The sequence below is a fragment of the Natrinema gari JCM 14663 genome, from assembly GCF_000337175.1.
GTDB classification, from domain to species: Archaea; Halobacteriota; Halobacteria; order Halobacteriales; family Natrialbaceae; genus Natrinema; species Natrinema gari.
In genome coordinates this window covers 14,421-25,501 of the sequence record NZ_AOIJ01000062.1, presented here as the reverse complement: position 1 = coordinate 25,501, position 11,081 = coordinate 14,421, and the positions used below count along the sequence as shown (strand labels likewise).

Annotated in this window: 10 protein-coding genes; 4 read left to right on the top strand and 6 right to left on the bottom strand. The window is 65.4% G+C overall.

The window, feature by feature from the left end:
• Positions 1–309 precede the first annotated feature (309 nt).
• Positions 310–894 (bottom strand): metal-dependent hydrolase, encoded by a 585-nt coding sequence (locus C486_RS15475; protein WP_008457740.1) that lies wholly within the window; start codon positions 892–894, stop codon positions 310–312.
• On the bottom strand, positions 895–1,884 hold the full coding sequence (locus tag C486_RS15470; protein WP_008457738.1) for a DUF1616 domain-containing protein: 990 nt from the start codon (positions 1,882–1,884) through the stop codon (positions 895–897).
• A 390-nt stretch (positions 1,885–2,274) separates the two neighbouring features.
• Here C486_RS15470 and C486_RS15465 point away from each other — a divergent pair, with 390 nt between their 5' ends.
• Positions 2,275–2,886, top strand: a complete 612-nt coding sequence (locus C486_RS15465; protein WP_008457736.1) for a DUF7344 domain-containing protein — start codon at positions 2,275–2,277, stop codon at positions 2,884–2,886.
• A 53-nt stretch (positions 2,887–2,939) separates the two neighbouring features.
• Here C486_RS15465 and C486_RS15460 read toward each other — a convergent pair whose 3' ends face one another.
• Together C486_RS15460 and C486_RS15455 are read right to left on the bottom strand one after the other, a co-directional pair.
• The gene (locus tag C486_RS15460; protein WP_008457734.1) at positions 2,940–3,335 is read right to left on the bottom strand and encodes a hypothetical protein; all 396 of its coding nucleotides are present in this window, start codon (positions 3,333–3,335) and stop codon (positions 2,940–2,942) included.
• A gap of 210 nt (positions 3,336–3,545) precedes the next feature.
• The gene (locus C486_RS15455) at positions 3,546–5,258 is read right to left on the bottom strand and encodes an asparagine synthase-related protein (RefSeq protein ID WP_008457732.1); all 1,713 of its coding nucleotides are present in this window, start codon (positions 5,256–5,258) and stop codon (positions 3,546–3,548) included.
• Positions 5,259–5,469: 211 nt separating this feature from the next.
• Here C486_RS15455 and C486_RS15450 point away from each other — a divergent pair, with 211 nt between their 5' ends.
• Entirely contained in the window at positions 5,470–6,798 is a 1,329-nt protein-coding gene (locus C486_RS15450; RefSeq protein WP_008457731.1) for a polysaccharide deacetylase family protein, read from the top strand.
• An 82-nt stretch (positions 6,799–6,880) separates the two neighbouring features.
• Here the strand turns inward: C486_RS15450 and C486_RS15445 are convergent, their stop codons facing one another.
• On the bottom strand, positions 6,881–7,855 hold the full coding sequence (locus C486_RS15445) for a glycosyltransferase family 2 protein (protein WP_008457729.1): 975 nt from the start codon (positions 7,853–7,855) through the stop codon (positions 6,881–6,883).
• A gap of 176 nt (positions 7,856–8,031) precedes the next feature.
• Between C486_RS15445 and C486_RS21790 the strand changes: the two genes are divergently transcribed.
• Together C486_RS21790 and C486_RS15440 are read left to right on the top strand one after the other, a co-directional pair.
• Positions 8,032–8,172, top strand: a complete 141-nt coding sequence (locus C486_RS21790) for a hypothetical protein (protein ID WP_008457727.1) — start codon at positions 8,032–8,034, stop codon at positions 8,170–8,172.
• Entirely contained in the window at positions 8,172–9,230 is a 1,059-nt protein-coding gene (locus tag C486_RS15440) for a glycosyltransferase family 2 protein (RefSeq protein ID WP_008457725.1), read from the top strand. The genes C486_RS21790 and C486_RS15440 overlap by 1 nt, the downstream gene beginning before the upstream one ends.
• Positions 9,231–9,336: 106 nt before the next feature.
• On the opposite strand, the gene C486_RS15435 is transcribed toward C486_RS15440, so the two are convergent.
• A complete protein-coding gene (locus C486_RS15435; protein WP_008457723.1) occupies positions 9,337–10,959 on the bottom strand; it encodes an oligosaccharide flippase family protein in 1,623 nt (540 codons plus the stop codon).
• Positions 10,960–11,081: the final 122 nt, after the last annotated feature.

Sequence of the window (11,081 nt, the reverse complement as noted above, 5' to 3'; positions counted from 1 at the left end):
ACATCGATGTCCGCCCGTCGTTTTTCGGGCTGCCGTACCCACCTCCGATCGCGGGCGGACCGACGGACCTGTCCCGATCGGCGGACGGGTCGCCGGCGAACGGCCGTCTATCGGCCGTCTCCCGCCGTCCGGATGTGACGGGTTTCTCGATGCTGAGACGCCACCCATGCGATCCCGAACTCGAGAGGATGATCGCCACTGCTCCCCTGTACGATTCTCGACGCACGCCCGGTCGGAGCCGCGTCAGGGCTCGGCTGAGACCGTCACCCCGACTGTATAAATCCCGATTCGACGGCAGTTAGTCGCCGATCAGCGGTGCCGGCGGGCGCGCAGCAGCTGCCAGGCGTCGGCGAGGACGGGCGCGCCGTCGAACAGCCACAGCGTCAGAACGGCGAGCCCCAACAGGAACTGGAAGGCGAGCTGCACCGTCAGCCCACCGGTGAGGAGGTGGTGCACGTATCGGACGAAGTATCGAACGAAGTGATCGAGGAAGCCACCGTGAGACGTCGCTGGCGGCGATGCGATCGGCCAGAGGACGGTCCGAAGGTCGACGCCCCGTCCCCTGAGCAACTGGCTGAGCATGTCCGCAATCGGGTGTGTGAGGTACGCGAGCGCGAAGGCACCGACGCCAGCGGGGACCCGTTCCCACCGCCGGGCGGCCACCGCGTATACCACGAGGCAAACGAACGGAGCGACGAACAGCGAGTGCCCGACCGAGTAGCCGCTTTCCGTGAGACCGACCGTCCAGGCGAGCGGTTTATCGACGAGATCCGGGAACTGTGACCCGACGGCGACGGCGATCGCTTCGCGGGCCGAGGGCGACGTTCGAACGACGACGTTCGCCGTCAGCGAGTACAGGACGTACGCGAACGCGAGATGTTCCCACGGCCACATCTATTCCACCTCGATCGGAAGCCGGACGGCACGATAGGCGTTGTCGACCGTCGGCTCCGCCGGCGGCTCACCGTCGTACAGGAGCAGCGTCAGCCGAAGGTCGTCCCCCCGCATCGTCGGCGTGATCTCGAGGGACTGTCGGTGTGCGTCGCCATCGGGAACCATCGCCGTTTGTCTGTCCATCTCGGTCGATTCGCGGACGGTCACGCCGGTTCCGTCGTCGCTCACCCGCTGGAGTAGTACCACGGTCGTGTAGGTCCGTGTGTCGTGTTCCCGGTTCGTGATCGTCGCCTGCAGTTCCTGTCGTTCTCCCGCAGTATACGTCGAGTCATACATCGTGTCCGTGTCTCCGGTGACGTTCTGTGAGCCGACCGACAGTTCCGTGAACCCCTCGTGCTGTGGCGGGTTCGCGAGGGCGAAGCCACCGCTTGCGAGCAGGAGCACCAGCCCGATTCCGATCGCGACGTTGTACGGTCGGTAGTTGGATCGCTCGTACGGACTCGGACGTCCTCGAGTGAAGAACGGAGTGACCGACGGGAGCGAGGGCGTGAACCGCCGGTCCGGCGGACAGCGGGACCGAACGCCGATCGCGAGGAGAGCGAGAAGAACGGTTACCACCGCCAACCCGGAAAGGATCGGTTCGAGGGTCACACCCCCTGGAGTAACGGTTGCAAAAAGGGTGATCGCGGGAACGATCGCGACACTCAAGACGACTGAAAGGATCGTGCGTTCGATCGCCTCGAGTCCACCGCTGACCAGCACCGGGCTGCCCAGGCCGGTCTTCTCCTCGTCAAAGGTCCGATAGTCGTCGTTCGGTTCGTCCGGAAAGAGCGCCGAGACGAGTGCATACCCGGGCAGAAAGAGAACGAGCGGAATCGTCACCGCGATTCTCACCAGCCCGTTTCCACCTGCAAGAATGCCGAACGTGAGGACGCCAGTGACCGCGATGGCGACTGCCAGGTCGAAGAACCACCAGTGGGTATCGCTCATTTCGTCGTCTCTAGGGGACAGTGGTGGTTTATTATCGCCGAGATAAGCCCTGATTCCACGGGTCGATCCGACGGCCTTCTAACCCCGAACCATAACGATCCCGACACTGATTCCGCTTAAGTCTCTTTCGCTCGTTCTTGAACGTCATCGAATCCGGAATGATCGTAAACTCGGAATGAACGTCGGAAAGACACACCGGTCTCTTTCTCGAAATAAACGTCCAGTATTCTTTCCCTGAATCGCACCCTGATGCGCCATATAGTCCGAAATACGGGAATAAAAATAACCCAAAAGAAAATCAGACATCGTGAATATATCTAAATCGTATCGTTCCAGAATACACGATATCTATCCTTTATTACCCACTTCTGAATAGGGAGGATTGGCGCAATGAAAGCGAAACATATCAGCTCCGAAGAGAAGGACGAGGCGGATGTGATCGACGACGATCAGGGCGCGGATGAGGACGCCGATTGCCGCTCCGAGGAGCCTGCGTTTTCGAAGGACGAACTCTTTCATCTCCTGCAGAACGAACGCCGTCGGATGGTTCTCCGGTATCTCAGGGGCACCGAAGGGCCCGTACGCATGCGCGATGTCGCAGAACAGGTCGCGGCGTGGGAGCACGAAACCACCGTCGAAGACCTCACCTCGACACAGCGCCAGCGCGTCTATATCCCCCTCTATCAGTCACATCTCTCCAAGCTCGACGATGCGGGCCTGATCGAGTACCAGCAAAACCGCGGGATCGTCGAGCGAAAACCCCCCGCCGATCGCGTCGACAAGTACCTCGAGGGGGAGTCGACCGCGGAGTCGGCGGACGAGGAGCAGGCCGAGAACCCGCAGTGGGACGATTACTATATCGGCGCGACGGTCGTCTCCTACGCCATCCTTCTCGGTGCAGTAATGGAATTGCCGTTTACCTCGTTGCTCTCGGGGATCGGTCTGAGCGCGCTCATCCTCGCGCTCTTTACCGTGCTGACGATCAGACGACTCGTCGAGTGACGGCCGCCGCGGCTGTCCACCGACGCGGAGACATCGGCACGCGAAGCCGTCCGTTACGAAATCAAGACGGATACCGAGACGAGCGTGAGAAAGACGAGCAACAATCCGATCGAAATCGTTGCGAGCACGGCCGGCGAGAAGCGTCGCTCCTTGCCCGTTCGAGCGGCGGGCCACTCGATCAGGCCCTGCGTTTCGTCGAACTCGATGGCCCCCGACGCGTCGAGTGCCGGCAGACGGTCCCGATGCAGTCGCTCGTGGACGAGTGCCCACGTCTCGATCGGCGGATGGGCCGGGTCGATCAGCGCGTCGGTGACTTCGTCGACGGTCGCGGGCGTCTGCATCTCGTCGAGGAGAGCCACGAGGGCATCATCGGAGTCCGGAACGAACGCCGCGGCTCGAGACTCGGCGTCCGGTTCCACCGCACTGTCCTGCCCCGGGTCGTAGACCATCGTCAGTCCGGAGCTCGTATCGGATCCCCCAGGAGACGCTTCGTCGGAATCGGACGAAGAGCGCAACCACGGCGGCGTCAGACGCATATTCCGCGCTTAAACACCATGGTATATAAGGCTTCTCACGGTTTACGCCTGTGAACGGAATAAATGCCACGGAGAGCGGCTTTCGCGGACGACACCCGCATCATCGCTCGTCCGAGTCGCCGACTACCCGAACGTGTTAGCGACCGTCCGTTCCGGCGGTCGCAGCCACGGCTGGAGTCGGGCCTGTGAGTCCCAGCACTCGAGCCACCCGCGCAGGTCGGTGAGCCTGAGTTTGTACCTGGCTGGCAGGCGATGGACGTGCTCGAGGTCGCCCAACAGCCGCCGATCGAGGTCGTCGCGCTCGAAGAGCGCCTCGCGGTCCGGCCACGGCGGTTCGAACGACGAGAGAAACGGCGTCTTCCGGCGAACGAAGCCTTCGACCTCGTTGAGCAGCGTCGAATCGTGCGGGCGGTCGGGCGGGCGGTGTCGCAGGATGTCGTCGTCGATCCGGGTACACGCACGGAGGAACGTGTCCGTCGTTCGGTCTGCCGGCGGCGTCATGAGGTGCCAGTCGATCAGGTCGCGGTCCGCGGCCAGAAACGAGGTCACGAAGTGATCGGACAGGTGCGTATGGAACGGCATCGACGGCTGATTCGCGATGCCACAGCAGGTGAGTGCGTTCTGAACCGTCCCCGCGCGATCCCGTCTCGCCGCGAACTCGTCGGCGAGAGCGTCCCTGACGAACGCGTCCGGATCCGCGTCGAACGACGTGCGCTCGGCGAGCGCACGGCTGGCGTCGCGGCTGTAACCGACCTTCTCGAGGAGCGTCTCGACGGGAGCCGGGTCCGGATCGAGCCGCCCGGTTGGAACGCGTTTGTCGAGGACGTCGACGGTCTCCGAGGCCGTGAAATGGCCACGGAAGAACGTATCACAGAGGAGGCCGTGATACATCGTGTCGACAGCGATGTCGTCCGTGTAGCCGGCGTGGTGGATGTGCAGGGACTCTTTGATCCCCTGTGAGTAGCGCACCTTCGACTCGTCGGGCCGGAGATAGCGCTCGTCCGGCGGGAACGCAGTGTGGCTCGTACCGTACTGGGCGGCGACCGATCGCGCGCCGCGGACCTCCTGTGCCTCGAGCGAGCCCACCGTGTAACTGCGGGCGATCGCGTCGACTCGCGAGAGGATGATTCGCGAGTCATAGCCCGCCGAGAGGAGCACACCTGCTCGGCCTGGGAGCCCCGACCGCCGTCGGAGCGCCCGCTCGAGTCGCTCGGCGAGTTCGTCGACCGGGTCGAACGCCTCAGGAGGCTGCGGATCGTAGACGAATCGATCGAACGGCTCGACCGACGCGGGCATGAGCCGGCTGTCGATCGGGAGCCGACGGAGTTCCGTGACGGCCGTCTGCTCGCCGAGGATCACCCCGAGATGGAGGAACTCCAGGACGCCATCCCGGGAGAGCGTCGGCTCCGCGATCGTGCGGCCGATCGCGGCAGCGTCGGTGCCGAAGACGCGGGTTCCCGGATCGTCGGTATAGAAACACTCCCGGGACCGAACGGGATCAGTAGCGACGAACGCATCGCCGCTCGACTCGGCGTCGACCACGGCCAGATACGATCCGTTGAGGGCCGTCAGCGCCTCCTGTCCGTCCGCCGCGTAGCGCTCGAGGAGCCACCGCGCGGCGTTGGAGTCGTCGCCGGGGACGTACGCCTCGCCCCAGACGAGACAGCACCCCTCGTCGCCGGTGTACGCGGCGCTCCACCCGGGTGTGCCGAGGTCGGAATCCCTGATGCCGACCGTCAGCGTCGGCCCGGCAAGTACCTCATCGAAGTCGTCGCTGGACCTGAGTCGCTCGAACGCGTCGATACCGCCGAATACACCGAAAAGTTCCCTGTTCATCGTCGAAGACAGCCTCACGGACGGCGACCCGTGGTGAGCGCCGACCGCTCGTCGGTGCCGGACGCCGCCGTGGATTTCCTCCGATCGAGCACTCAATTACTATGCGACGGTTAAGCCCCGAGCCGACGGATTCGGCACCGCTCGGACGATCGTCGCGACGGCCTATCGGATCCATAATAATGGGATCGCTGTCGGTAGCTTCGGAGCGTCAATGTCACGGAAACGCGCGACGCGACGTCGGTTCCTCGCACTGTCGGGTGCGACCGGGATCGCCGGTATGGCCGGCTGTGCGGATCGGATCAAGTCGGCGTCCGACGAGGTCGGCGGCGATTCAGCGGCCGATACCCCGAGCGGTTCGGACGGCCCCACGCCGGGGCTCACGGACGGGGTGCCGCCGCTCGAAACCGCATTCGACAGCCGAGACCGGTACCGTAAGCCGGGCGAGTCGCTCGATGACTTCGCCGATCTCGACCGCTGGACCGTCAGCCAGGGATCGGGCGACGCGGACACGGACGTGGTGTTCGACGGCGAACAAAGTTTCAAGCTCCAGTCCAACGGCAGCGAGAACATCGTCGCGGAGCGGAGTCTCGAGGGTGAGGACCTGACGGAGACGGATCTCTCCGTCGCGATCCGGACGACGACGCCACAAAGCATCGCGGTCAACCTGCGTCTCGTCGATCAGTTCGGCAGCGAGAAGGTGTACTCGCTCCGGGAGATCAGGTATCGTGCGCCCGATGTCGGCTGGTTTCGGACGAGCCCCGGCGTCTTCCAGCAGGACGACGTCGAGCCGTCGCTGGACTATCTTGATCGGCTCGAGATTCGGGTGCTCCACTCCATGCCGGAAGCCGAACTCTGGGTCGACGATCTGCGGGCTCACGGGACGCCCGAGCAGGGGTACGTCATGCTGAGCTGGGACGACGGGATGCGTGACTACTACGAGACGGCCGCGCCGCTCCACGACGAGTACGGGTTTCCGGCGGTCCAAGCGCCGGTCCCGCGGTGGGTCGAACAGAGCCGGGACGGGGTCATGTCGCTCTCGGAACTTCAGGAGCGCCAGGACGCCGGCGACCAGATCGTCGTCCACGGGACGCACGATCCGATTCACGAACTCGACGACGAAGGCGCGCTCGACGAACGGCTCAGGAACGACAAACGGTGGTATATCGACAACGGCTTCGAGGGAGCGAACTACATCGTCCATCCGCACAACAGTTTCGACAAGACGAGCCTCGAGCGGACGAGCGATTACCACTACTGCGGCGGCTTCAACCAGGCCGGGAACGTCAATACGACGAGCGTCTACGGCTTCGACCCGTTGGTGTTGCCGCGGACGATCGGCCACGACCTCGGGATTTCGAAACGGTGTGTCGATCTCGCCGCCCGGCACAACCAGTGTACGATCCTGAACTTCCACACGTTCGAGGCCGACAATACGATGCCCACGGACGACTACGAGGCGTTGCTCGAGCACATCGACAGTGCCGACGTCGAGGTCATCACCTTCGACGACCTCTGGCGGCTGCGAACGAACGACCGCTGATTTTCGGCCACAGCCCCCGTCACGATCCGCACCGGTGGACTCGACCCTCCGATCGTTCCGGATCAGCGTCCAACCGGTGTCTTCACCGGGATCGGACACGCCGACAGAGCGGGGTCACGACGAGGAGGACGGCCAGCGCCGCGGCGATCGGCCTCGAGCGCCGCCGAACGCCCATCCCGGCGGCCCAACAGACGCCGGGATACGCCCGCGGCGAGACGGTGGCCGCGCGGACGTGCCACGCGCCGCGGAGGAACCGTCCCTCCGCGAAGTACCGCTTCGCGAGGACGAGTTCGTGACTCGAGCGGATATCGTACCCCGCGTCCTCGAAGCGATCGATCTCGGCTTCGTACGCCGAGCGGTACTGCTCGCTCGCGTTCGCGACGACGGCCGCCGACGGGTGACCGGTCTCCTCGCGGCGGACGAGCACCGCGTCGACGTAGGCGAGTTTCCCGTGTTCGAGTACGCGCAGACAGAACTCCGGGTCCTGAAACCGGTCGAGGTCCGGGTCGAAGCCGCCGGCGGCCCTGGCGACCGCGGTCCGGACGAGCAGCGTCGAGCCGGCTCCCGGTTGGACATTGTCCGCGAGTATTTCGCCGATCAGATCCTCGTTCCCCTCCCGCGTCGGCTCGTCGGCCCCGCGAGCGAGGACGGCCGCGGCGGCCGACCGGAGCCGGCCGCTCGCGCCGGACAGGTCGTACGCCGAGTCACAGTAGGCACCGACCCAGTCGCTCGAGCGCTCCTCGAGAACCGCGAGTTGGCGCTCGAGCTTCTCGGGGAGCCACTCGTCGTCGGAGTCCAGGAAGGCCACGTACTCCCCGCGTGCGTACTCGAGGCCCGTGTTCCGGGCGACGTTTGCACCCTGATTGGTCGCGTGGACCACCGGCCGAACCCGCGGGTCCTCGTACGCGGCCAGCACCGCCTCGGTGTCGTCGGTCGAGCCGTCGTCGACGACGACCACCTCGAGGTCGTCGACCGTTTGCTCGAGCGCGCTGTCGATCGCGCGCGGAAGCGTCGCCGCTCTGTTGTACGTCGGGATGATGACGCTGACGCGAGTCATGGCGGCACTTCCGGCCCGGCCGGGTTTATTATCGCCCGGCTAAGCGTCGGAGGCCGCAGCACCCGATCGCGTCATCGACCGGTGACATCGCCGCAGTCGCGAGTTCGGTGGCCAGCTCGGCGATGACCGCGCTAACGGCCGTATAAGCAAGAGCGAACGGCGCGTCGACGCGGTCGATGACGAATCGAAACCGACGACCGGTCGTAGTCGCGGTCGCATCGGCCGACGCGTTCGAACCGAGCGATCGCGTCGAGACCCGCGACGGCTGGACGGCGACGATCGACGCCAGCGACCACGATGGCGGAGGGGACCACTGATGTACCGAGGCGCGAGCGTCGGCGTCGTGATACCCGCCTACAACGAGGAAGGGTTCGTCGGCGACGTGATCCGTGAGATGCCCGCGTACGTCGACCGGATGTACGTGATCGACGATCGGTCGACGGACGGGACCGGCGCGGAGATCCGCGAGGCCGCCCGGGAGGACGCGCTCGAGAACGCGGGACGTGTCGACGAGGCCGGCGAACGGCTCGCGGCCGACGGCGGCGCGTCCGCACTGGCAAACCGGGCGACGGTCGGCGACGCCATCGGTCGGGTCGTCCCGATCGAGCACCGCGAGAATCGTGGTGCTGGCGGCGCGATCAAGACCGGCTATCTCGCCGCGCTCGCGGACGGCGTGGACGCGACGGTCACCGTCGACGCGGACGGCCAGATGGACCTCTCGCAGATGCAGCGGCTCCTCGATCCGATCGTCGCGGGCGACGCCGAGTACGCGAAGGGCAACCGACTCCTGTCACGAGAGTACCGGGCGGCCATGCCGCGGTTTCGGCTCGTCGGCAACGCGACCCTGACCGTCCTGACGAAGATCGCGTCCGGCTACTGGAAGACGATGGACCCCCAAAACGGGTATACGGCGATCTCACACGACGCGCTCGCGGCGATCGACGTGCCGGCCCTCTACGAGTATTACGGCTACTGTAACGATCTGCTGGTCAAGCTGAACGTCCACGGGATGCGCGTCGCCGACGTGGCGATGCCGGCCGTCTACGGCGACGAAGAGTCGAGCATCACCTACTCCCGATACGTCCCGAAGGTGTCACTGCTGTTGCTGCGCGACTTCCTGTGGCGGTTGCGAACCAAGTACCTCGTCCTCGACTTCCACCCGCTCGCGTTGCTCTACCTGTTCGGGGCCGCGACGGCCGCGACCGCCGTTCTCGGTGCCGGGACATCGCTGGGCGCTGTGCTCTCGAGCAGCGGGGTTCCGGCCCTCCGGGTCGCGACGAGCCTGCTGTTGTTCGTCGCGGGAATCGGGGTCCTCCTGCTCGCGATGGTCTTCGACATGGCGGAGAGCGAACCGCTCGAGACCCAGGTTCGATAAGCGACGGGGATTCCGGTCCGTCCGGGTCGGCCGCGTCGATCTGTCTCTTCGCCCTGGGTCCCGATGGTGGCACGAGCGTGAGCGCGACTCGCTCGAGGACCGCCACTCACACGCCGGGATCGAGTATGCCCAGTGCGAGCCCCGAGACGAGCAGGGACAGGCCGACGACGAACAGGAGGAGTTGCAACCAGTTACGCGTCGCGTCGTCGCTCCCGCCGCCCGCGATCCGATCGTGAATCGCGTCCGCCGTCGATCCGATCGGGTCCGGAAACACCGACAGGATCTCGAACGGTTCGGCCGGGTCCAGCGCACCGACCAGGAGCGCGAACGTGACGAAGATTGCGAATCCGATGGGCGGGACGACAGCGAGCGCGAGCCACGGGTTCGCGATCGCCATCGAGAGGGCGATGATGGGAACGGCCGCGAGAACGGTCGTCAGAACTGCGCGACCGATCCGGGCGTCCGCGAGCGGATCGAACCCGACGCGTCGAGCGCTCCAGCAGTGGCAGACGAACATCGACCCGTATCCGACGCTGGTCGCGACGGCTGCACCTTGCATCCCGTAGCGCGGAATGAGGGCGAGGTTGAGTCCCAGATTGAGCAGCGCCGCGCCGCCGGTGGCCGCGACCGGGTACCGGAGCGTCCCTTCCCCCTGCGAAATCGCGAGAATCGGTCGCGCGAGGGCGAAGCCGAGCGCGCCGGGGAGCAACAGCAACAGGGGCGTGATCGCCGGCTCGGCCTCGGCACCGAAGTAGATCGGGACGGCGACATCCGCCAGCGCCGCGAGCCCGACCGCCATCACGCCCGTCAGCAGAAACGTATAGCGCGTCGTCCGCGAGGCGAGCGCGGAGATCTTCCCGTAGCGGTTCTGCGACCACAGCTCCGACGTCGAGTGGACGAAGACCGTCTGAATCGCCATCGGGACGAACCAGAGGAACTCGGCGAGCGTCAGCGCCGCCCGATAGTTACCGACCGCCGCGTCCGTCCGGAACCGGTGGAGCATCACGACATCGATGTGGTAGAGCGACATCAGCAGGAAGATCAACGCGATACTCATCGAGTTGAACGCGAACATCTCCTTCCGGGGAAACCGCGCCGACGTCCTGGTGAACACGCACGACAGCGAGACGCGTCGATGGACGAGGACGAGTCCGACCGCGGCGACGAGACCGCTCGCGAACACGTGGCCCGCAAGCGCCCCCATCACGCCGACGCCGACGTAGGTCAGCGGGATCGCGACCGCGACGAAGCCGAGTTTGTCGAGGACCTTGAGCGGTTCCGAGTACCGCTCGAGGCCGAATCCCATGAGCGTCTTCCGCGCGTAATCGCGAAACTGCGCCGAAATCACGAGCGCCGCGAGGACGTAGAAGTACGTCGTGAGCTCGGCTCCGAACGCGAGGGCGACGATTCCGGCCCGGGTCGCGAGGACCAGCAGGAGGGCCCCGATAGCCGAGAGGGAGACCGCCAGCCGGAAGTAGAAGCCGACGACGTGTTCGCTCCAGTTCGCCGCGGCGCGGTCCTCCGCGAGGAACTTTCGGACGCCGTCGGTGACCCCGGAGCTGACGAAGATCATGTAGATCGCGAAGACGGACAGCAGAAACGCGTACTCGCCGAACGCCGACGCCCCGAGGAACCGGTAGAGCAGCGGCGTTGAAAGCGCGGTGACGACGAGGACGACGATTTTCGCACTGACGACGGAGACGACGCCGCTCGCAATACTTCTGTTCACGGGTTCGCCCCCACACGTTCGAGTCGACGATCGACAGCCCCGTTCGCCGCCGACCGGTCGCGATCCGACGGACTCACTGTAGCAGTACCGGGGCGACAGCGAAGCCTTATTATACGGGAGGT

Coding starts and splice junctions, on each gene's coding strand:
- C486_RS15475 (WP_008457740.1), bottom strand. CDS start 894: ATGTGGCCGTGGGAACATCTCGCGTTCGCGTACGTCCTGTACTCGCTG.
- C486_RS15470 (WP_008457738.1), bottom strand. CDS start 1,884: ATGAGCGATACCCACTGGTGGTTCTTCGACCTGGCAGTCGCCATCGCG.
- C486_RS15465 (WP_008457736.1), top strand. CDS start 2,275: ATGAAAGCGAAACATATCAGCTCCGAAGAGAAGGACGAGGCGGATGTG.
- C486_RS15460 (WP_008457734.1), bottom strand. CDS start 3,335: ATGGTCTACGACCCGGGGCAGGACAGTGCGGTGGAACCGGACGCCGAG.
- C486_RS15455 (WP_008457732.1), bottom strand. CDS start 5,258: ATGAACAGGGAACTTTTCGGTGTATTCGGCGGTATCGACGCGTTCGAG.
- C486_RS15450 (WP_008457731.1), top strand. CDS start 5,470: ATGTCACGGAAACGCGCGACGCGACGTCGGTTCCTCGCACTGTCGGGT.
- C486_RS15445 (WP_008457729.1), bottom strand. CDS start 7,855: ATGACTCGCGTCAGCGTCATCATCCCGACGTACAACAGAGCGGCGACG.
- C486_RS21790 (WP_008457727.1), top strand. CDS start 8,032: ATGACGAATCGAAACCGACGACCGGTCGTAGTCGCGGTCGCATCGGCC.
- C486_RS15440 (WP_008457725.1), top strand. CDS start 8,172: ATGTACCGAGGCGCGAGCGTCGGCGTCGTGATACCCGCCTACAACGAG.